This is a genomic window from Streptomyces sp. WAC05374 (genome assembly GCF_004353505.1).
In the GTDB taxonomy this organism is placed as follows: Bacteria; Actinomycetota; Actinomycetes; order Streptomycetales; family Streptomycetaceae; genus Streptomyces.
On sequence record NZ_SMNQ01000002.1, the window covers coordinates 205616 to 227291 of the forward strand.

The 21676-nt window shown below is 71.1% G+C and carries 16 protein-coding genes and 1 tRNA gene; 9 read left to right on the forward strand and 8 right to left on the reverse strand.

Going from position 1 to position 21676, the window contains the following annotated elements:
- Positions 1-353: 353 nt before the first annotated feature.
- The 5 genes from E2B92_RS05945 to E2B92_RS05965 all read left to right on the forward strand — a co-directional run bounded on the left by E2B92_RS05945 (position 354) and on the right by E2B92_RS05965 (position 6317).
- Positions 354-1586 carry a branched-chain amino acid ABC transporter substrate-binding protein gene (locus E2B92_RS05945; protein WP_126886964.1) on the forward strand — a complete coding sequence of 411 codons (1233 nt, stop codon included), beginning with the start codon at positions 354-356 and terminating at the stop codon, positions 1584-1586.
- A 94-nt stretch (positions 1587-1680) separates the two neighbouring features.
- Positions 1681-2610 (forward strand): branched-chain amino acid ABC transporter permease, encoded by a 930-nt coding sequence (locus E2B92_RS05950; RefSeq protein ID WP_126886965.1) that lies wholly within the window; start codon positions 1681-1683, stop codon positions 2608-2610.
- A gap of 7 nt (positions 2611-2617) precedes the next feature.
- Entirely contained in the window at positions 2618-4444 is a 1827-nt protein-coding gene (locus tag E2B92_RS05955) for a branched-chain amino acid ABC transporter permease (RefSeq protein WP_126886966.1), read from the forward strand.
- Positions 4445-4446: 2 nt separating this feature from the next.
- The gene (locus tag E2B92_RS05960) at positions 4447-5604 is read left to right on the forward strand and encodes an ABC transporter ATP-binding protein (protein ID WP_126886967.1); all 1158 of its coding nucleotides are present in this window, start codon (positions 4447-4449) and stop codon (positions 5602-5604) included.
- A complete protein-coding gene (locus tag E2B92_RS05965) occupies positions 5601-6317 on the forward strand; it encodes an ABC transporter ATP-binding protein (protein WP_126886968.1) in 717 nt (238 codons plus the stop codon). Before E2B92_RS05960 ends, E2B92_RS05965 begins: the two co-directional genes overlap by 4 nt.
- Positions 6318-6388: 71 nt before the next feature.
- Here the strand turns inward: E2B92_RS05965 and E2B92_RS05970 are convergent, their stop codons facing one another.
- Complete coding sequence (locus E2B92_RS05970; RefSeq protein WP_126886969.1) at positions 6389-7045, reverse strand: ANTAR domain-containing response regulator; 657 nt, start codon at positions 7043-7045, stop codon at positions 6389-6391.
- A gap of 95 nt (positions 7046-7140) precedes the next feature.
- On the opposite strand from E2B92_RS05970, the gene E2B92_RS05975 reads away from it, so the two are divergent.
- Both E2B92_RS05975 and E2B92_RS05980 read left to right on the forward strand, forming a co-directional pair.
- A tRNA-Leu gene (locus tag E2B92_RS05975) sits at positions 7141-7223 on the forward strand.
- Between the two features lie 88 nt (positions 7224-7311).
- Positions 7312-8100: a helix-turn-helix domain-containing protein gene (locus E2B92_RS05980; protein WP_126886970.1), complete on the forward strand. Its 789-nt coding sequence runs from the start codon at positions 7312-7314 to the stop codon at positions 8098-8100.
- Positions 8101-8105: 5 nt separating this feature from the next.
- On the opposite strand, the gene pyk is transcribed toward E2B92_RS05980, so the two are convergent.
- Together pyk and E2B92_RS05990 are read right to left on the reverse strand one after the other, a co-directional pair.
- Positions 8106-9536 carry a pyruvate kinase gene (gene pyk / locus E2B92_RS05985; protein WP_126886971.1) on the reverse strand — a complete coding sequence of 477 codons (1431 nt, stop codon included), beginning with the start codon at positions 9534-9536 and terminating at the stop codon, positions 8106-8108.
- Between the two features lie 133 nt (positions 9537-9669).
- On the reverse strand, positions 9670-10398 hold the full coding sequence (locus tag E2B92_RS05990) for an SIMPL domain-containing protein (protein ID WP_126886972.1): 729 nt from the start codon (positions 10396-10398) through the stop codon (positions 9670-9672).
- Between the two features lie 154 nt (positions 10399-10552).
- On the opposite strand from E2B92_RS05990, the gene E2B92_RS05995 reads away from it, so the two are divergent.
- Entirely contained in the window at positions 10553-12340 is a 1788-nt protein-coding gene (locus E2B92_RS05995; protein ID WP_126886973.1) for a bifunctional metallophosphatase/5'-nucleotidase, read from the forward strand.
- On the opposite strand, the gene E2B92_RS06000 is transcribed toward E2B92_RS05995, so the two are convergent.
- The 5 genes from E2B92_RS06000 to E2B92_RS06020 all read right to left on the reverse strand — a co-directional run bounded on the left by E2B92_RS06000 (position 12337) and on the right by E2B92_RS06020 (position 19637).
- The gene (locus tag E2B92_RS06000) at positions 12337-13776 is read right to left on the reverse strand and encodes a lysine N(6)-hydroxylase/L-ornithine N(5)-oxygenase family protein (RefSeq protein ID WP_126886974.1); all 1440 of its coding nucleotides are present in this window, start codon (positions 13774-13776) and stop codon (positions 12337-12339) included. The two genes, E2B92_RS05995 and E2B92_RS06000, sit on opposite strands and share 4 nt — an antisense overlap.
- Positions 13773-15290, reverse strand: a complete 1518-nt coding sequence (locus E2B92_RS06005; protein ID WP_133087415.1) for a pyridoxal phosphate-dependent decarboxylase family protein — start codon at positions 15288-15290, stop codon at positions 13773-13775. Before E2B92_RS06005 ends, E2B92_RS06000 begins: the two co-directional genes overlap by 4 nt.
- A gap of 419 nt (positions 15291-15709) precedes the next feature.
- Positions 15710-18193, reverse strand: coding sequence for an aminopeptidase N (gene pepN / locus E2B92_RS06010; protein ID WP_126889537.1), 2484 nt, complete (start codon positions 18191-18193; stop codon positions 15710-15712).
- A 218-nt stretch (positions 18194-18411) separates the two neighbouring features.
- Complete coding sequence (locus tag E2B92_RS06015) at positions 18412-18738, reverse strand: chorismate mutase (protein ID WP_126889525.1); 327 nt, start codon at positions 18736-18738, stop codon at positions 18412-18414.
- An 11-nt stretch (positions 18739-18749) separates the two neighbouring features.
- Positions 18750-19637 (reverse strand): helix-turn-helix domain-containing protein, encoded by an 888-nt coding sequence (locus tag E2B92_RS06020; RefSeq protein WP_126889524.1) that lies wholly within the window; start codon positions 19635-19637, stop codon positions 18750-18752.
- A gap of 273 nt (positions 19638-19910) precedes the next feature.
- Here E2B92_RS06020 and E2B92_RS06025 point away from each other — a divergent pair, with 273 nt between their 5' ends.
- Positions 19911-21665 (forward strand): glycoside hydrolase family 35 protein, encoded by a 1755-nt coding sequence (locus E2B92_RS06025; RefSeq protein ID WP_133087416.1) that lies wholly within the window; start codon positions 19911-19913, stop codon positions 21663-21665.
- Positions 21666-21676: the final 11 nt, after the last annotated feature.

Genomic DNA, 21676 nt, shown 5'->3' on the forward strand with positions numbered 1-21676 from the left:
CCCGAACACCCCTCCGGGCACCCCGCCGAACCGTCGGCGGCCGACCGCCGCGTAAGCACCATGATCGACCCAAGCCCCTTAGCGGAACTGGGCGTTCTCGACATGTGAGAGGAACCTGGGATCGCGCATGAAGGGTGTAGGCGCCACGCATCGGAAACGTTTGGCCACGGCATAACAAGACAGTCACATCCTGCCGATGGCGCTCCCCGAGCCGCCCCGGCTGCGCTTAGAGTCACGGCCAGTCACCGCGCCGCCGGGCGCGTCAACTGCACGGCCGTACCACTCCATGTACGGCCCGGCGCTCGACACGGCTCCTCGACCCGAGGAGGCCGCGCCAGGGAAAGGACCCCTTCGTGCGACAGCGTTCGTTGCTCATACTCACCGCAGTGCTCACGACCGGAGCACTGTCCCTCACTGCCTGTGGCTCGCGCGACGACAAGAGTGGGGACTCCGCCGGAGGTGGCGGCACCACCGTCGTCATCGGTGTGGACGCGCCGCTGACCGGCGACCTCTCCGCCCTGGGCCTTGGCATCAAGAACTCGGTCGACCTCGCCGCCAAGCAGGCGAACGAGAAGAAGTACGTCGACGGCGTCACCTTCAAGATCGAGGCGCTCGACGACCAGGCACAGCCCTCCTCGGGCCAGCAGAACGCCACCAAGCTGGTCGCCGACAAGAACGTCCTCGGCGTGGTCGGCCCGCTGAACTCCTCCGTGGCCGAGTCCATGCAGAAGGTCTTCGACGACGCCAAGCTCGTCCAGGTCTCCCCCGCCAACACCAACCCGGCCCTCACCCAGGGCCAGGACTGGAACGGCGGCACCAAGAAGCGGCCGTACGCCTCCTACTTCCGCACCGCGACCACGGACGCCATCCAGGGCCCCTTCGCGGCGCAGTACCTCTTCAACGACGCCAAGAAGAAGAAGGTCTTCGTCGTCGACGACAAGAAGACCTACGGCGCCGGCCTGGCCGCCACCTTCAAGGCCGAGTTCACCAAGCTCGGCGGCAAGGTCGCCGGCGAGGACCACGTCAACCCCGACACCAAGGACTTCTCCGCGGTCGTCACCAAGATCAAGAACTCGGGCGCCGACGTCGTCTACTACGGCGGCGAGTACCCCGCCGCCGGCCCGCTGAGCAAGCAGATCAAGGCCTCCGGCGCCAAGATCCCGCTCGTCGGCGGCGACGGCATCTACAGCGCCGAGTTCATCAAGCTCTCCGGCAAGGAGGGCGCGGGCGACCTCGCCACCTCCGTCGGCGCCCCGGTCGAGACGCTCCCCTCGGCCAAGGAGTTCGTCGAGAACTACAAGAAGGCCGGCTACAAGGAGGCCTTCGAGGCCTACGGCGGCTACTCGTACGACTCCGCCTGGTCGATCATCGAGGCCGTCAAGAAGGTCGTCGACGACAACGGCGGCAAGCTCCCCGAGGACGCCCGCGCCAAGGTCCTCGAGGCCATGAAGGGCGTCTCCTTCGAGGGCGTCACCGGCAAGGTCTCCTTCGACGAGTACGGCGACGCGACGAACAAGCAGCTCACCGTCTACCGCTACGAGGGCGGCGCCTGGAAGCCCGTGAAGTCCGGCACCTACTCCGGCTGATCACGACTCCGCATCACATCCCTGGCCGCGCGGGACGCTGCACAAAGCGCCCCGCGCGGTGTCACATCCGGCGAAAGACTTCGGAGGACCTGCGGTGAACGAACTGCCGCAACAGCTGGTCAACGGCCTGCTACTCGGATCGATGTACGGGCTGGTCGCCATTGGCTACACGATGGTCTACGGCATCGTCCAGCTCATCAACTTCGCCCACGGCGAGATATTCATGACCGGAGGCTTCGGTGCCCTCACGGTCTGGCTGATACTCCCCAGCGGCACCACCATGTGGCTCGCCCTGCCACTCATGATCATCGGGGCGATCATCGTCGCCGTCACCATCGCGGTCGGAACCGAACGATTCGCCTACCGCCCTCTGCGCGGAGGGCCACGCCTGGCCCCACTCATCACCGCCATCGGCATCTCGCTGGCACTCCAGCAGGCCGTCTGGGCCTGGTACCCGGGAGCCACCTCCTCCCTCACCTTCCCCGAAATCCCCGGCGGCCCCTTCCACCTCGGCAGCGTCACCATCCAGACCGGTGACGTCTTCCTCCTCCTGGCCGCCCCCCTGTCCATGGCGATCCTCGGCTACTTCGTCATGAAGACCCGGACCGGACGCGGCATGCAGGCCACCGCCCAGGACCCGGACACCGCCAAGCTCATGGGCATCAACACCGACCGCATCATCGTGGTCGCCTTCGCCCTCGGAGCCGCCTTCGCCGCCATCGGAGCCGTCGCGTACGGCCTCAAGTACGGCGAAGTGAACTTCCGCATGGGCTTCATCCTCGGCCTCAAGGCGTTCACCGCGGCCGTCCTCGGCGGCATCGGCAACATCTACGGCGCCATGATCGGCGGTCTCGCGCTCGGCCTCGCCGAAACCCTCGCCACCGCCTTCATCGCCGACATCCCCGGCATGCAGCAGCTCGGCGGCCAGTCCTGGGCCGACGTCTGGGCGTTCGTACTCCTCATCCTCGTGCTCCTCTTCCGGCCACAGGGCCTCCTGGGCGAGCGCGTCGCGGACAGGGCGTGACACCACCATGACCACACAGACCACCACCGCGGACACCCCGCACACCACCACGACCGCCGAGCGCACCGGGCTCATCGCCCTGCCCCCGCACATCGCGCGGGCCACCGCCACCGCAGGCGGCGCGCTCACCGTCGTCTCCGCGTTCCTGGCCTGGACCTGGACCCCCGCCTTCCCCGGAGACCTCACCGTCTACGGCTACCCCGGCGGCCTCCAGTGGCTCGTCCTCATCGGCGGCGCCCTGACCGCCCTGTTCGGACTCGCCTCGTACGGCATCAAGGGCACCCGCTGGCTCGTCCCCGCCGGCGCCGACTCCGCCATCAAGCTGTCGGCCCTCGCCGCGTTCGCCACCGCCTGGTACACGATCATCGCCATCAGCGTCCAGCTCGGCGGCCTGATCAACCTCGAGCCCGGCGGCTTCGTCGCGGCCCTCACCACGCTCGTGGCGCTCCTCGGCGCCCTGGCCCTCCCCTTCGAACGGCCGCACCTGCTGCCCGCCGACCCGGAGGACACCGGCTGGGACCAGTTCAAGCACCGCGCCGGCAACCAGTGGGCCACCATCAAGGCCGCCTTCGCCACCGGCCCGATCACCCCGGCCCGCAAACTGCCCGGGTACGTCGAGATCCTCATCATCACCGCCGTACTCGCCCTCGGCCTCACCGTCTTCACCTACGGCATCGGCACCGAGTACGACGAGCTGTTCCTCGGCTTCCTGATGACCGCCGGCTTCGGCTTCGCGGCGCTCGCCAAGGCCGGCCTCATCGCCCGCGTCTCGGCACTCACCGCACGCCACCGCAACGTGGCCATGATCGGCGCCTTCGTCGCCGCCGCGGCCTTCCCGTTCACCCAGAGCGACGACCAGTACGCCACCATCGGCGTCAACATCCTCATCTTCGCCACCGTCGCCCTCGGTCTGAACATCGTCGTCGGCCTCGCCGGCCTCCTCGACCTCGGCTACGTCGCCTTCCTCGGCGTCGGCGCCTACGCGGCGGCCATGGTGTCCGGCTCCCCCTCCTCGCCCTACGACGTCCACCTCCCCTTCTGGGCGGCCATCCTCGTCGGCGCGACCGTCTCCATGATCTTCGGCGTCCTCATCGGCGCCCCGACGCTCCGGCTGCGCGGCGACTACCTCGCCATCGTCACCCTGGGCTTCGGTGAGATCTTCCGCATCACCGTGCTCAACCTCGACGGCACCTCCGGCCCCGACGTCACCAACGGCTCCAACGGCATCTCCTCGATCCCGAACCTCAACATGTTCGGCTTCGACTTCGGCGCCGTCCACACCATCGGTGGCTTCACCATCGGCCGGTTCGCCAACTACTTCTTCCTCATGCTGCTGGTCACCCTGATCGTGGTCGTGGTGTTCCGCCGCAGCTCCGAGTCCCGCATCGGCCGCGCCTGGATCGCCATCCGCGAGGACGAGACCGCCGCGCTCGCCATGGGCATCAACGGCTTCCGCGTCAAGCTCGTCGCCTTCGCCCTCGGCGCCACCCTCGCGGGCCTCGCCGGCGCCGTCCAGGCACACGTGACCTACACCGTCACCCCCGAGCAGTACCAGTTCGCCCACGTGGTCCCGCCCAACTCGGCCTTCCTGCTGGCCGCCGTCGTCCTCGGCGGCATGGGCACCATCAGCGGACCCCTCGTCGGCGGCGCGCTGCTCTTCCTCATCCCCAACAAGCTGCAGTTCCTCGGCGACTACCAGCTCTTCGCCTTCGGCGTCGCGCTCGTCCTGCTGATGCGCTTCCGCCCCGAGGGAATGATCCCCAACCGCCGCCGTCAGCTCGAATTCCACGAGAACGAGGAAGCGCCCGCCACCCTCACCAAGGCAGGTGCCTGAACATGACCACCACCAAGACGGCCACCACGGCCACGGCCACGGCTCCTGGCGAGACCGTCCTCGACGCCCGCGGCGTCACCATGCGCTTCGGCGGCCTCACCGCCGTACGCTCGGTCGACCTCACGGTCAAGAGCGGTGAGATCGTCGGCCTCATCGGACCCAACGGCGCCGGCAAGACCACCTTCTTCAACTGCCTCACCGGCCTCTACATCCCCACCGAGGGAGAAGTCCGGTACAAGGGCCAGGTCCTGCCGCCCAAGTCCTTCAAGGTCACCGCCGCCGGCATCGCCCGGACGTTCCAGAACATCCGGCTCTTCAGCAACATGACGGTGCTGGAGAACGTCCTCGTCGGACGCCACACCCGCACCAAGGAAGGGCTCTGGTCCGCCCTCCTGCGCGGCCCCGGCTTCCACAAGGCCGAAGCAGCCTCCCGCACCCGCGCCATGGAACTCCTCGAGTTCGTCGGCCTCGGCGCCAAGGCCGACCACCTCGCCCGCAACCTCCCCTACGGCGAGCAGCGCAAGCTCGAGATCGCCCGCGCACTCGCCAGCGAGCCCGGCCTGCTGCTCCTCGACGAGCCCACCGCCGGCATGAACCCGCAGGAGACCCGCGCCACCGAGGAACTGGTCTTCGCCATCCGGGACATGGGCATCGCCATCCTGGTCATCGAGCACGACATGCGGTTCATCATGAACCTCTGCGACCGCGTCGCCGTGCTCGTCCAGGGCCAGAAGCTCGTCGAGGGCGACGGCCAGACCGTCCAGCGCGACGAGCGCGTCATCGCCGCCTACCTGGGCGAGCCCTTCGAGGGCGAGCCCGGCGAGGCCGAGGCGGCGGAGGTCGCCGCGGCCGAGGAGGCCGCCGAGGCCACGGCCACCGACGCGGACGAAGCCACCGGCACCGGCACCGGCACCGGCACCGGAGACGACGCCCCGGAGGCGGACGCGGCCGACGCCGAGGCCGAGGCTGAGGCCACCACGGACGCCGACACCACGGACGACGGCGACGGTGACACCACGGACGCCGACGGTGACACCGAGGGCGACACCGACGCCGACACCGCGGACGACACCGACGGCGGCACCGACCGCACCACCGACCCGACCACCGCCGCCGAAACCTCGGGCACCTCGGGTACCGGCAAGGAGAACGACTCATGACCGCCCTGCTCGAAGTCGAGGACCTGCGCGTCGCCTACGGCAAGATCGAAGCCGTCAAGGGCATCTCCTTCACCGTCGACGCAGGCGAAGTCGTCACCCTCATCGGCACCAACGGCGCCGGCAAGACCACCACCCTGCGCACCCTCTCCGGGCTGCTCAAGCCGGTGGGCGGCCAGGTCAAGTTCGACGGCAAGCCGCTGAGGAAGTACCCGGCCCACAAGATCGTCTCCTTCGGGCTCGCCCACTCCCCCGAGGGGCGGCACATCTTCCCCCGCATGACGATCGAGGACAACCTCCGCCTCGGCGCCTTCCTCCGCAGCGACCGGACGGGCATCGAGAAGGACATCCAGCGCGCCTACGACCTCTTCCCCATCCTGGGCGAACGTCGCAAGCAGGCCGCCGGCACCCTCTCGGGCGGTGAGCAGCAGATGCTCGCCATGGGACGCGCCCTGATGTCCCAGCCCAAACTGCTCATGCTCGACGAGCCCTCCATGGGCCTCTCGCCGATCATGATGCAGAAGATCATGGCGACCATCGCCGAGCTCAAGTCGCAGGGCACCACCATCCTGCTCGTCGAGCAGAACGCCCAGGCCGCGCTCTCGCTCGCCGACCAGGCCCACGTGATGGAAATCGGCAAGATCGTCCTCTCCGGCACCGGACGGGACCTCCTGCACGACGAATCCGTCCGCAAGGCCTACCTCGGCGAGGACTGAGCCGCACACGGACGAGGAGGGCCCACCCGGTCACGGGTGGGCCCTCCTCGTCGTCCGCCTACGACCGCGTCCTACTGACCCTTCGCGGCCTTCTTCTCCTCGGCGTCCTCGATGACCGCCTCCGCGACCTGCTGCATCGACATCCGCCGGTCCATCGACGTCTTCTGGATCCAGCGGAACGCCGCCGGCTCCGACAGGCCGTACTGCGTCTGGAGAATGCTCTTCGCCCGGTCCACCAGCTTCCGCGTCTCCAGCCGCTGCGAGAGGTCCGCGACCTCCTTCTCCAGCGCCTTCAGCTCCGCGAACCGCGACACCGCCATCTCGATGGCCGGCACGACGTCGCTCTTGCTGAACGGCTTCACCAGGTACGCCATGGCACCGGCGTCCCGCGCCCGCTCCACCAGGTCGCGCTGCGAGAACGCGGTCAGCATCAGCACGGGCGCGATGGACTCGCCGGCGATCCTCTCGGCGGCGGAGATCCCGTCCAGGACGGGCATCTTCACGTCCAGGATGACCAGGTCCGGCCGGTGCTCACGGGCCAGCTCGACGGCACGGGCACCGTCGCCGGCCTCACCGACGACCGTGTACCCCTCTTCCTCGAGCATCTCCTTGAGGTCGAGGCGGATGAGGGCCTCGTCCTCGGCGATGACGACACGGGTCGTCAGCGGCGGGACGTGCGACTTGTCGTCGTCGGCGGCGTCGGGCTGGGGCGACTCGGGGGCGGTCACGTGGGCTCCTCGTTCCAAGGGCAGGTACAGCTCCCCATGAGCCTACCTAGCTGTCAGGGATCATGGGCACCGGGTACACTCCGACCAGTACCCTCGCCGGGTTGGCGGAACGGCAGACGCTGATGTCTCAAACACATCTGCCCGAAAGGGCGTGCGGGTTCGAATCCCGCACCCGGCACAACTCACCCTCCAAGCGGATGTTCTCATTCTCGTGAACATCCGCTTTTCGCTGCTCACTGTCACGCGCGCTCACGCAGAGTTGTCGCATGAACCTTCACGGAACAGCAGTGCGACAACAGGCCCTGACGCTCCTACGCGGCGGTGCCAGGAACGCGGACGTGGCGCGACGGCTCGACCTACCCCCCGGGACGGTCGCGTACTGGCTCCACATGGATCGCTCCAAGCGCGGGGAGTGCCCGGGCAGGCACCACCCGGAGTGCCCACGTTGCCATGGGCGGGACCTCGACGCATCCGCCTACTCCTACCTTCTGGGCCTGTACCTCGGAGACGGTCACATCAGTCACTACTCGGCTCACCGAGTACCCAACCTCATGATCACCTGCGATGAGACGTGGCCGGGGCTGATGGACGACTGCGAGAAGGCCATGCGCACCGTATTCCCGGGCAATGCGGTGTGCCGGGTTCGCCGCACAGGATGCCGCAACGTCAAGGTCTACTCGAAGCATCTGGAGTGCCTCTTCCCCCAGCACGGTCCCGGCAAGAAGCACGAGCGCCGCATCGTCCTCGAAGCCTGGCAGCAGAGAATCGTGGACGAGCATCCCTGGGAGTTCGTCCGGGGGCTCATCCATTCCGACGGGTGCCGGATCACGAACTGGACCACGCGCCTCGTGGGCGGGGTGCGGAAGCGGTACGAGTATCCCCGGTACTTCTTCTCCAACAAGTCGGACGACATCCGGCAGTTGTTCACCGATGCGCTGGACAAGGTGGGCGTCGAGTGGACGACCCTCGCTCGTAGCGGGAACCCGTACAACATCTCGGTCGCCCGACGCGCGTCCGTGGGGTTGATGGACGCGCACGTCGGGCCGAAGTACTGAGCGGGTTACGCCAGGGGTTCGCCGATGTGGTGGGCGCGGACCAGGTTGGTGGAGCCGGAGACGCCCGGCGGGGAGCCGGCGGTGATGATGACGGTGTCGTCCTTCCGGCAGCGGCCGATCTCGAGGAGGTGCTCGTCCACCTGGGCGACCATCGCGTCGGTGGATTCGACGTGCGGGCCGAGGAAGGTCTCCACGCCCCAGGTGAGGCTGAGCTGGGAGCGGGTGGCCGGGTCGGGGGTGAAGGCCAGGAGCGGGATCGGGGAGCGGTAGCGCGAGAGGCGGCGTACGGTGTCGCCGGACTGGGTGAAGGCGACGAGGTACCTGGCGCCGAGGAAGTCGCCCATCTCGGCGGCGGCGCGGGCGACGGCACCGCCCTGGGTGCGGGGCTTGTTGCGTTCCGTCAGGGGCGGCAGGCCCTTGGCGAGGAGGTCCTCCTCGGCGGCCTCGACGATGCGGCTCATGGTGCGGACGGTCTCGACGGGGTAGCGGCCGACGCTGGTCTCGCCGGAGAGCATGACGGCGTCGGTGCCGTCGATGACGGCGTTGGCGACGTCGCTGGCCTCGGCGCGGGTGGGGCGTGAGTTGTCGATCATCGAGTCGAGCATCTGGGTGGCGACGATGACCGGCTTGGCGTTGCGCCTGGCGAGTTTGATGGCGCGCTTCTGGACGATCGGGACCTGTTCCAGGGGCATTTCGACGCCGAGGTCGCCGCGGGCGACCATGATGCCGTCGAAGGCGGCGACGATGTCGTCGATGTTGTCGACGGCCTGCGGCTTCTCGATCTTCGCGATGACGGGTACGCGGCGGCCTTCCTCGTCCATGACGCGGTGGACGTCCTCGATGTCGCGTCCGCTGCGTACGAAGGACAGGGCGATGATGTCGGCGCCGGTGCGCAGCGCCCAGCGCAGGTCGTCGACGTCCTTGTCGGAGAGGGCGGGCACGGAGACGGCGACGCCGGGGAGGTTGAGTCCCTTGTTGTCGGAGACCATGCCGCCTTCGAGGACGGTGGTGTGGACGCGGGGGCCGTCGACGGCGGTGACGTGGAGGGTGACGCGGCCGTCGTCGACGAGGATGGTCTCGCCGGGGGTGACGTCGGTGGCGAGGCCCTCATAGGTGGTGCCGCAGGTGTGGCGGTCGCCCTGGACGCCGGGTTCGACGGTGATGGTGAAGCTGTCGCCGCGTTCAAGGAGTACGGGGCCTTCACGGAAGCGTCCGAGGCGGATCTTCGGGCCTTGAAGGTCGGCGAGGATGCCGACGTTGCGGCCGGTCTCGTCGGAGGCTTTGCGTACGTGCTGGTAGCGCTCCTCGTGGTCGGCGTAGCTGCCGTGGCTGAGGTTGAAGCGGGCGACGTCCATTCCGGCTTCGACCAGTGTCTTGATCTGGTCGTATGTGTCGGTGGCTGGGCCCAGGGTGCAGACGATTTTGGCTCGGCGCATGGTTCGAGCCTATGGCTTACCGGTGGGTAGAGGATTTGGTCCTGCGTGACTACTCAACGACCTTTCCATGAAACGTTATTGACAAGTGTTGAATGTGTGCGGGGTGCTGCTCCGATGAGCGTGCGCGGGGGGTTCAGAGCTGGGGCGGGTGCATGGTGAAGCGGGCGTTGACCTGGGCGGTGACGGTCTGGCGCTGGGGTTCGAGGTCGAGCGGCGGGGCGGCTGTTTCGGTGGTCGCGGCGGCGAAGGCCATGCGGGTGCCGCCGGTGGCGGGCGGGTAGGAGGGGGCGGCGTTCTCGGCGCCGAGGTCGGCGAGTTCGACGAGGGCGGCCAGGCGGGTGCCGAGGGCTTCGGCGTACTCGCGGGCGCGCTGGACGGCTTCCCTGACCGCCTGCCGGCGGGCTTCGCCGTGGGCGGGTGAGTCGGGGCGCAGTGCCCACCAGGGGCCGTCGACTCGGGTGAGGTCGAGGTCGGCGAGGCGGGTGGTGAGTTCGCCGAGTGCGGTGAAGTCGGTGAGTTCGGCGGTGATGTGGACGCTGCCGTGGTAGGCGCGGACGCGTTCGGCCCGGCCGTGGCGGAAGAGTTCGGGGGTGATGGAGAAGGCGCCGGTCTGGAGGTTCTCGACGGCGTCGCCGTAGCTCTTGATGAGGTCGAGGACGGTGGTGTTGCGGTGGGTGAGGTCGTCGAGGGCGCTGCGCCGGTCGGTGCCGCGTGCGCTGACGGTGACGCCGATGCGGGCGATTTCGGGGTCGACTTCGAGGTGGGCCTCGCCGCGCACGGCGACGCGGGGGGCTTGGGGGGTGCCGTAGGGCAGGTCGGTGGTGGTGGTCGTGGCGGCGGTGGGCGTGGTGGGCTGGGTCATCGCCGGTGGGCTCCTTCGCTCGGCTTTCGGTTCCGGGGCGGTGTGGTTCCACTCTTCCGCAGGCGGTCACCGGATCGAAACCTGCCGGGGCTGTTGCGAACAGCGTGTCTGCGCCAGAATCTACGCGCGTCATGCACTGAACGAAGGAGACCACATGCCGCTCAATCGAAGGACGTTCCTGGGGAGTTCGGCCGTGGCCGGCGCCGGTGTGGCGATCGCCGGGACGGTCGGGGCACCGGCGGCGGCCGCCGCACCCCGGGCCAAGCGGTACTCCTTCACGGTGATGGGCACCACGGACCTGCACGGCAACGTCTTCAACTGGGACTACTTCACGGACAAGGAGTTCGACGACAAGGCCCGCAACGACGTCGGCCTGGCGAAGATCTCGACGCTGGTGGAGCGGGTGCGCGAGGAGAAGGGGCGCCGCAACACCCTGCTGATCGACGCGGGCGACACCATCCAGGGCACCCAGCTCTCGTACTACTACGCCAAGGTCGACCCGATCACCGCCGAGAGCGGTCCGGTGCATCCGATGGCGCAGGCGATGAACGCGATCGGGTACGACGCCGCCGCCCTCGGCAACCACGAGTTCAACTACGGCATACCCGTGCTGCGGAAGTTCCAGGAGCAGTGCGACTTCCCGCTGCTGGGTGCCAACGCGCTGGACGCGAAGACGCTGCGCCCGGCGTTCCCCCCGTACAGCACGCACCGGCTGCGTACGCCGTGCGGGCGCGATGTGCGGGTGGCGGTGCTGGGCCTGACGAACCCGGGCATCGCGATCTGGGACAAGGCGAACGTCAGCGGCCGGATGGTGTTCCCCGGGCTGGAGGAGCAGGCCGCGAAGTGGGTGCCGAGGCTGCGGTCGATGGGCGCGGACGTGGTGATCGTGTCGGCGCACTCGGGGTCGAGCGGGACGTCCTCGTACGGGGATCAGCTCCCGTACATCGAGAACGCGGCCGCTCTGGTGGCGGAGCAGGTGCCGGGCATCGACGCGATCCTGGTGGGTCACGCGCACACGGAGATCCCGGAGTACCGGGTGCGGAACAAGGAGACCGGCAAGGACGTCGTGCTGTCGGAGCCGCTGAAGTGGGGCCAGCGGCTGACGTTGTTCGACTTCGAGGTGGTGTGGTCGAAGGGCCGCTGGGTGGTCGAGAAGGTCGGCGCGTCGGTGCTGAACTCGAACACCGTCGAGGAGGACCCGGGCATCGTCAAGCTGCTGGGTGACGAGCACGAGAAGGTCGTGGCGTACGTCAACCAGGTCATCGGCACGTCGACGGCCGTGATGTCCACGGCGGAGGCGCCGTGGAAGGACGAGCCGATCATCGACCTGATCAACCACGTCCAGGCCGAGACGGTGAAGGCGGCGCTGGCGGGTGGCGCGTACGCGTCGCTTCCGGTGCTCTCGCAGGCGTCGTGCTTCTCCCGTACGGCGCGGATTCCGGCGGGTGAGGTGACCATCCGGGACGCGGCGGGGCTGTACCCGTTCGAGAACACGCTGGAGGCGCGGCTGCTGACGGGTGCGCAGCTCAAGGACTACCTGGAGTTCTCGGCGCGGTACTACGCGCAGACTCCGGCGGGTGCGCCGGTGGATCCGGCGAAGCTGACGAACGCGGGCGGTACGCCGGACTACAACTATGACGCGGTGTACGGCCTGTCGTACGAGATCGACATCGCCCGGCCGGCGGGGTCGCGGATCGTGAACCTGTCGTTCCAGGGCAAGCCGCTGGATCCGGCCGCCCAGTTCGTGCTGGCGGTGAACAACTACCGGGCGTCCGGTGGTGGCGCGTTCCCGCACGTGGCGGCGGCGAAGCAGGTGTGGGCGAACTCGGACGAGATCCGGAACACCATCATCCAGTGGGTGAAGGCGCAGGGGACGGTCGACCCGGGCCGGTTCGCGTCGGTGGACTGGAAGCTGACCCGGGACGGTGTGCCGGTCTTCTAGGGGGACACGGTCCGGCCGGTCCGCCGGCTGGGGAGGGGAGGCGTCTGGCGGGGAATGCCGGGCGCCTCCTGGCGTTCCAGGCCGAAGGTGGTGAAGGCGGTGCGGTGCGGGAGGGGGTAGGGCTCCTTGCCGGTGAGGTGGTTGAGGATGCCGGCGCTGCGCCAGGCGGCGAGGCCGAGGTCGGGTGCGCCGACGCCATGGGTGTGGGTTTCGGCGTTCTGTACGTAGAGGGAGCCGGTGACCGACGGGTCGAGGACGAGCCGGTGGTGGGCGTCGACGCGGGGCCGGTCGGCGGAGTCGCGGCGCATGTAGGGGTCGAGTCCGGCGAGCAGCCGGCCGAGGGGGCGCTCGCGGTAGCCGGTGGCGAGGATGACGGCGTCGGTGGTGAGGCGGCTGCGGGTGCCCTGCTGGAGGTGTTCGAGGTGGAGCTCGACCTTGGTGGTGGCGAGGCGGCCGGCGGTGCGGACGCGGACGCCGGGGGTGAGGACGGCGTCGGGCCAGCCGCCGTGGAGGGTGCGGCGGTAGAGCTCGTCGTGGATGGCGGCGATGGTGTCGGCGTCGATGGCCTTGTGGAGCTGCCACTGGCGGGGGACGAGGTCGGCGCGTACCTGTTCGGGGAGGGCGTGGAAGTAGCGGGTGTAGTCGGGGGTGAAGTGTTCGAGGCCCAGCTTGGAGTACTCCATGGGGGCGAACGCCTCGGTCCGGGTGAGCCAGTGGATCTTCTCGGCTCCGGTGGGGCGGGCGCGGAGGAGGTCGAGGAAGATTTCGGCGCCCGACTGTCCCGAGCCGATGACGGTGACGTGTTCGGCGGCGAGGAGGCGGTCGCGGTGGTGGAGGTAGTCGGCGGAGTGGATGACGGGGACGGTGGGCTGTTCGGTCAGGGGGCGCAGCGGCTCGGGGATGTGCGGTTCGGTGCCGACGCCGAGCGCGATGTTGCGGGTGTGGGTGCGGCCGAGGACTTCGGCTTCGCCGTCGGTGCCGATGCGGGTGTGGTCGACTTCGAAGAGGTCGCGTTCGGGGTTCCAGCGGACGGCGTCCACGCGGTGGCCGAAGTGGAGGCCGGGGAGGCCGCCGCTGACCCAGCGGCAGTACGCGTCGTATTCGGCGCGGTGGATGTGGAAGCGCTCGGCGAAGTAGAAGGGGTAGAGGCGCTCGCGGCTGCGGAGGTAGCTGAGGAACGACCAGGGGCTGGTGGGGTCGGCCAGCGTGACCAGGTCGGCGAGGAAGGGGACTTGGAGGGTGGCGCCGTCGATGAGCTGGCCGGGGTGCCAGTGGAAGGCGGGGCGCTGCTCGTAGAACGCGGTGGCGAGGCCTCCCGGTACGCCGTGGGCGAGGGCGGCGAGGGAGAGGTTGAACGGGCCGATGCCGATGCCCACCAGGTCGTGGGGCTGGTCGGGGTCGCGCTGGGCGTCGCGCTGGGGTGTGCTGCCGGTCATCGGGTGGTGCTGCCTTCCACGAGAGCGATGAGGGTGTCGAGATCGGTGGGGGTGGTGTGGGGGTTGAGGAGGGTGACCTTGAACCAGAGGCGGCCGTCGGCGTGGGCGCGGCCGAGGACGGCGAGGCCCTGGGTGAGGAGCTCGCGCCGGGCGGTGGCGACGGCGGCGTCGTCCGCGGTGGGGGCGGTGGTGTGGGGGGTGCTTCTGGTGGCGGTGGGGGGGTCTGCGGGGTGGGGGACGCCGGGCGTGACGGGGGGTGGGGTGGTGGCGCCTGGGGCGTCGGTGGGGCGGAAGAGGACCGTGGTGAGGGTGGGGCGTTCGTAGAGGTCGAGGTGGGGGCTCTTCTCGACGAGGTCGGCGAGTTGCTGGGCGGTGGTGCGGACGCGGTCGACGAGGTGGCCGAGGCCGGTGCGTCCCAGGGCGCGGAGGGTGACGGCGATCTTGAGGATGTCGGGGCGGCGGCTGGTGCGCGGGGAGCGGCCGAGGAGGTCGGGGAGGCCGGCGCGGGTGTCGTCGTCGGGGTTGAGGTAGGGCGCGGTGTGGGCGAGGGCGTCGAGCAGCCTGGTGTCGGGTACGGCGAGGAGGCCGGCGGCGACCGGCTGCCAGCCGAGCTTGTGCAGGTCGAGGGTGACCGTGCGGGCGCGGTCGAGGCCGGTGAGGAGGGTGCGGTGGGTGTCGCTGAACAGGAGCGGCCCGCCGTAGGCGGCGTCGATGTGGAGCGCGGCGCCGTGGGTGTCGCACAGGTCGGCGATCTCGGGCAGTGGGTCGATGGCGCCGGTGTCGGTGGTGCCCGCGGTGGCGACGACGAGGAGGGGCCCGCGGAGGTCGGTGAGGACGGCGGCGAGGGCGGTCAGGTCGATCCTGCCGCCGGGGGCGGGGACGGTGACCGGTTCGGGCAGGCCGAGGAGCCAGGCGGCGCGGCGGATGGAGTGGTGGGCATTCGCGCCGCACACCGTCTGGAGGGTGGGGCCGTGGTGCTCTCGGGCCAGGAGGAGCGCGAGGTGGTTCGACTCGGTGCCGCCGGTGGTGACGAGGGCGTCGGGGGCCGGGCCGGTGGGGTGGGTCAGGGTGGCCAGTTCCCGGGTGACGAGGTGTTCGAGCGCGGAGGCGGCGGGGGCCTGGTCCCAGGAGTCCATGGACGGGTTGAGCGCGGAGGCGGCGAGGTCGGCCGCGACGGCGACCGCGAGCGGCGGGGTGTGGAGGTGGGCGGCGCAGTGCGGGTGTGCGGGGTCGGCCGCGCCGTACGCCAGGGCGGTGACCAGCGTACGGAGGGCTTCCTCCGCGCCGGTGCCCGTCTCGGGCAGGACCTCCGCGAGGGCGTTGCGCACCTGGGCGGTGACGGTCTCGGGGCCGCCCGGCGGGAGCGGTCCGCCGCGTGCGAGGGCGCCGTCGCGCAGGGCGTCCAGCACGGTGCCGAGGAGCGGCCGCAGGGCGTCGGCGCCCTGGGGGCCTCCGGCGAGGGGCGGCGTGCTCGATGGGCTGCTGCACCGGGTGGTCCGCGGACTGCTGGTCATGCTGTCAGCGTGTCCCCGTCCGGCGGAACGCGGTTGCGGGGTGGGCCGAGCGCAACCCGAAAGGGGGACAAGTGCGCCGCGGGACGGTGCGGGCGTGCTAATGGGGGGGTCGGGTGGCCCCGCCCGGGAGGGGGCCCGGGATCGGCCCGGGAAAGGGGCCGGGGCCCGGGGCGGGCGGGGTTGTTGCGCCCGGGCTCGGCCCGGGGAGGGGGCCGGGGCCCGGGGGCGGCGCCGGGAGTGCCGCGGGGCCTGGCCGGGGGTCCCCCGCCCCGGGCGGGGTTGTTGCGCCCGGGATCGGCCCGGGAAGGGGGCCGGGGCCCGGGGGCGGCGCCGGGAGTGCCGCGGGGCCTGGCCGGGGGTCCCCCGCCCCGGGCGGGGTGGCGGCTGGGGCGGGGGGGCGGGGGCGGGGCGGGCCGGGGTCAGGACTTGCGGACGCGGAGGGCGCGGCGCAGGTCGTCGATCTGGTCGGTGAGCTTGCGGCGCAGGGCCGGGAGGAGGCTGTCGGACGCCAGGTGCTCCTCGGCGAGGCGGAGGTGCGCGGTGTCGACGGCGTGGGCGGGGAAGGCGTAGCGGCCGGCGGCCTCGGCCATGGCGGGGCCCCGGCGGTCGGCGAGGGCGGTGGCGTCGGGGTAGAAACGGGAGACGTACTCCCGTACCAGCTCTGCCTGTTCGGGCTGCCAGAAGCCCTGCGCGGTCGCGGTGAACAGGTAGTTGGAGAGGGCGTCCGAGGTGAACATGCGCTCCCAGGCGGCGGCCTTCGCCTCGGGCGTCGGCAGGGCGGCGCGGCAGCGGGCCGCGCCCTCCTGGCCGGTGGCGCTGGGGTCGCGGTCGAGTTCGGCCGCGATGGCGGCCTCGTCGGTGGCGCCCAGGACGGCGAGCCGGGCGAGGATGCGCCAGCGCAGCTCGGGGTCGAGTTCGGGGCCGCCGGGGACGCCGCCCTCGTCGAGCCAGCCCTGGAGGGTGCCGGGCCGGTCGGTGGCGTCGATGTAGTGGCGTACGGCCGTGAGGCGCAGGCCCGGGTCGGTGCCGTCCTCGGTGCGGCGGATGAGGTCGCGGGTGAGGTCGGTGAGCAGGGCGAGGGCGGCGGGGCGGTCGTCGGCGGGGACGTACCGGTCGGCGATGTGGGCGGACGCGAAGCCGAGGACGCCCTGGACGATCGCGAGGTCCTTCTCCTCGGGGAGGTGGGCGCGGGCGGTCTCCAGGTAGGCGACGGGTTCGAGTTCGCCGTCGCGGACCATGTCGCGCAGGGCGTTCCAGACGACGGCGCGGGTGAGGGCGTCGGGGATGCCGGAGAGGTTGCGCAGGGCGCGTTCCTCGGAGTGCTCGTCGAAGCGGACCTTGGCGTAGGTGTGGTCGCCGTCGTTGAGGACGACGAGTGCCGGGCGGGGGCCGGGCAGGCTCACGGGGGTGTCCTGCGGGACGTCGAGCTCGAGGCGGTCGCGCAGCACCAGGCGCCGTCCGTCGGCGAGGTCGTGGTCGTACAGGCCGACGGTGATGCGGTGCGGCCGGGCGCCGGTGCGGGTGACGGTGAGGGTGCCGGCGGTCCGGTCGTACGCGGGGGTGAGGGTGTCGACGCCGGTGGTGCGCAGCCACCGCTCGGCCCAGGTGTGGACGTCGCGGTCGGTGGCGGAGGCGAGGTTGTCGATGAAGTCGGCGAGGGTGGCGTTGCCGAACTTGTGGCGGGTGAAGTGGGTGTTGATGCCGGTCAGGAATTCCTTCTCGCCGAGCCAGGCGACGAGCTGGCGGAGGGCGGATGCGCCCTTGGCGTAGGAGATGCCGTCGAAGTTGAGCATCGCGGAGGCGGTGTCGGGGACGGCGTCGGGGTCGGGGGCGACGGGGTGGGTGGAGGGGCGCTGGTCGGCGTCGTAGCCCCATGCCTTGCGGGCGACGCCGAAGTCGACCCAGGTGTGGGGGTAGCGGCTGGTGGCCTCGTTGATGATCTGGTAGCCCATGTACTCGGCGAAGGACTCGTTCAGCCAGATGTCGTCCCACCACTTGAGGGTGACGAGGTCGCCGAACCACATGTGGGCCATCTCGTGGGCGATGACCATGGCGCGGGTCTGGCGCTCGGTGACGGTGACGGCGGAGCGGTAGACGAACTCGTCGCGGAAGGTGACGAGGCCCGGGTTCTCCATGGCGCCGGCGTTGAACTCGGGCACGAACGCCTGGTCGTAGGAGTCGAAGGGGTACGGCTCGTCGAACTTCTCGTGGTACCGGTCGAAGCACTGCCGGGTGACCTCGAGGATCTCGTCGGCGTCGGCGTCGAGGTGGGGGGCGAGGGAGCGGCGGCAGTGGATGCCGAAGGGCAGTCCGGCGTGCTCGGTGCGGATCGAGTGCCAGGGGCCGGCGGCGACGGCGACGAGGTAGGTGGAGACGGGGGGCGTGGGGGCGGCCTGCCAGCGTCCGCCGCCCTGGTGGGTGGTGATGCCGTTGGCGAGGACGGTCCAGGCCTCGGGGGCGGTGACGGCGACCTCGAAGACCGCCTTGAGGTCGGGCTGGTCGAAGGCGGCGAAGACGCGCTGGACGTCCTCCATGAAGAGCTGGGTGTAGAGGTACGTCTCGCCGTCGCTGGGGTCCGTGAAGCGGTGCATGCCCTCGCCGGTGCGGGAGTAGCGCATGGCGGCGTCGACGCGGAGGGTGTGCTCGCCCTCGGTGAGGCTGAGGGGCAGCCGGTTGTCGGTGAGGGTCTCGGGGTCGACGGGCGCGCCGTCGAGGGTGACGGAGCGGAGCGTGGCCGGCTTGAGCTCGACGAAGGTGTTCCCGGTGGTGCGGGCCGTGAAGTGGATGACGGTGGTGGAGTCGAAGGTCTCTTCGCCGGTGGTCAGGTCGAGGTCGACCGTGTACCGGTGGACGTCGAGGAGCCGGGCTCGGGTCTGCGCTTCGTCGCGCGTCAGTACGGGCATGGGGCCATGCTGCCCGATCGGGCCGGGGCGAGGCACGGGGGTTCATCTCAGGGCTGATCCGGTGGCGCGCCGGACCCCGGGGGTGGGGCGGGCCGTCCGGGGTGGTGGTCCGGGTCCGTCCTACGGGGGTGGGGCGGGCCGCCCGGGGGTGGGCGGGTCCGTCCCTGCCGTGTGGGGGCGGGCCACAGGGGAGGGGGCGGCCGCGGGTGGGGCGCGCCCTACGGGAGGGGGCGGCCGCCCGCGATCGTCTCGTGGTGGCGGATCACCTCGGCGATGATGAAGTTCAGCAGCTTCTCCGCGAACGCCGGGTCGAGGTTCGCGCTCTCGGCGAGCTGCCGCAGCCGGGCGATCTGGCGGGCTTCGCGCTCGGGGTCGGCCGGGGGCAGGTGGTGGCGGGCCTTGAGGTGGCCGACCTGCTGGGTGCACTTGAACCGCTCGGCCAGCATGTGGACGACCGCGGCGTCGATGTTGTCGATGCTTTCGCGGAGCCGGTTCAGCTCGGCGCGTACGGATTCGTCGGTGCCGCTGGTGTCGCTGGTGCTCATGGTGAGCGAGCTTAGACGTGTCCCGTGATGATCGTCGGTGGGTGTTCGGCATCCGGGACACGGGTGCTCCAGCCTCCCGGCACCGTGCGGCCCTGCTGTTCGCGGAAGCGGACGGGAGCCATGCCGACACGGCGGGTGAACAGCCGGGAGAAGTAGGCGGGGTCGTCGTACCCGACGCGGCGCGCGACGGCGGCGACCGGCAGTTCGGTGCCGGCGAGGAGCTCCTTGGCGCGGCCGAGCCGGATGCCGAGCAGGAAGTCCTTGGGGCTGCATCCGGCGCTGCGGCGTACCGCGGTGCGCAGCTCGGCGGGGGTCATGCCGTGCCGGGCGGCGTGTTCGGCGACGGACAGGGGCTGGAAGGCGTCGCGGGCGAGGGCCTCGAGGACGGGGTCGCCGTCGGCGTTGGTGTCGGCGCGGGCGCGGCGGAGGGCGACGAGCAGTTCGTGGACGGCGGCGGCGGTCTCGACCTCGAGGAGCGGGTTGCCGCGCCGGGCGGCCCGGGCGATGCGGCCGATGACGGAGCGGGCCGGGCCGGCGTCGGCGAGGGGGACGACGGGCCGGTCGGGTTCGATGTAGCCCAGCTCGGTGTAGGTGGCGGTGACCGGTCCGGTGAAGTCGACGAAGCCCTCGTCCCAGCCGGTGGCGGCGTCGGGCGCGTAGTGGTGCGGGACACCGGGGGTGAGCCAGAGGAGGGCGGGGGCGGTGACGGTCAGGCGCCGTCCGTCGGGGCACCGGTACCAGCCGCCGCCCGCATTGATCACGACGGCGACGTGGTGGTCGAGGGTGCGGGGGCCGACCGTGGGGAGGGTGCCGTGCTGGAGGCCGACGCCGAGGCAGGTGAGGCCGAGCCGTGTGTGCAGCGGGCTCGGCGTGAAGAAGCGCATCCAGGTGTGGTACATGCTCCGCCCTCCCCGACGAACCGACCCGTCGACGAACCGACCCGTCGACGAACCGACCCGTCGACGAACCGACGAACCGACCCGTCGGCGTACCGGCGTACCGGCGTTCCGGCCTGCCGGCGAACCGACAGGTCGGCGTACTGGCACACGTTGCGGACCGCGCACCGACGAACCGTTCTTGCGTCCAATCAGCGCTGATCTTTGTCCATGGACCCGCCGACCGCCAGAGGGCGACAGTTGGTCGCAGTACGTGACCGGGAGATGGGTGGGGTCGTGGCCGAGTTCACGCTGGGTGAGCGCGATTTTCTGCTGGACGGCAGGCCGGTGCGGCTGCTGTCGGGGGCGTTGCACTACTTCCGGGTGCACGAGGGTCAGTGGGAGCACCGGCTGGCGATGCTGCGCGCCATGGGTCTGAACTGCGTGGAGACCTACGTCCCCTGGAACCTGCACGAGCCGGAGCCCGGGCGGTACCGGGACGTGGGGGCGCTGGGGCGGTTCCTGGACGCGGCGGCGCGGGCGGGGCTGTGGGCGATCGTGCGGCCGGGCCCGTACATCTGTGCCGAGTGGGAGAACGGGGGCCTCCCCCACTGGCTGACGGGGCGGCTGGGGCGGCGGGTGCGGTCGGAGGACGCCGAGTACCTGGTGCATGTGAACCGCTGGTTCCGCACGCTGCTGCCGGAGGTGGTGGCGCGGCAGATCGACCGCGGCGGCCCGGTGATCATGGTGCAGGCGGAGAACGAGTACGGGAGCTACGGCTCCGACCACGGCTATCTGCGGTACGTCGCCGATCTGCTGGAGGCGTGCGGGGTGACCGTGCCGCTGTTCACCTCGGACGGGCCCGAGGACCACATGCTGACGGGCGGGTCGGTCCCCGGGGTGCTGGCCACGGTCAACTTCGGGTCGGGGGCGCGGGAGGCGTTCCAGGTGCTGCGCCGGCATCAGCCGCGCGGGCCGCTGATGTGCATGGAGTTCTGGTGCGGCTGGTTCGCGCACTGGGGCGACGCGCCCGCGGGGCGGGACGCGCGGGACGCGGCGGCGGCGCTGGCGGAGGTCCTGGAGTGCGGGGCCTCGGTCAATGTGTACATGGCGCACGGCGGGACGAACTTCGGCGGGTGGGCGGGGGCGAACCGGGCCGGCGCGCTGCACGACGGGCCGCTGGAGGCGACGGTCACGTCGTACGACTACGACGCCCCGGTGGACGAGGCGGGGCTGCCGACGGCGAAGTTCTGGGCGTTCCGGTCGGTGCTGGAGCGGTACGCGACCGGTCCGCTGCCGCCCGTTCCGCCGCCGCCCGCGCGACTGGCGGGCCGGGTGGCGGCGGTGCCGCACGAGTGGGCTCCGCTGGACGGCGTCCTGGACGTGCTGGGCGACGAGGAGTGGGACGGGCCGGTGCCCCCGTCGTTCGAGGAACTGGGGGTGGACCGGGGCCTGGTCCGCTACCGGCTGCGGGTGCCGGGGCCGAGGCGGCCGTATCCGCTGAGGGTGACGGGTCTGAGGGACCGGGCGGTGGTGTACGTGGACGGGGTCCGGGCGGGGGTGCTGGAGGCGGAGGACGCGGTGCTGCCGGAGCCGGTGGCGGGGCCGGCGGTGGTGGAGCTGTGGGTGGAGTCGCTGGGGCGGGTCAATTACGGGCCGCGGCTGGGCGAGGCGAAGGGCGTCACGGGCGGGGTGCTGCACGAGCGGCAGTACGTGCACGGGGTGCGGGCGCGGGGGCTGCGGGTGGACGCCTTCACGGCGGGCGGGGTGGCGAAGGTGCCGTTCACACCGGTGCCGTCCGCACCGGTGCCGGGTGGGGGGCCGGGGCTGTACCGGATGGTCGCGGAGGTGGACGGCGCGGGGGACGCGGCGCTGGAACTGCCCGGCTGGACGCGGGGGTTCGTGTGGCTGAACGGGTTCTGCCTGGGGCGGTACTGGGGGGTGGGCCCGCAGGAGTCGCTGTTCGTGCCGGGGCCGGTGCTGCGGGAGGGGGCGAACGAGGTGTGGGTGCTGGAGCTGGAGGGTGCCGGGGCGTCCGTACGGCTGGCGTAGCGCGAAGGGGG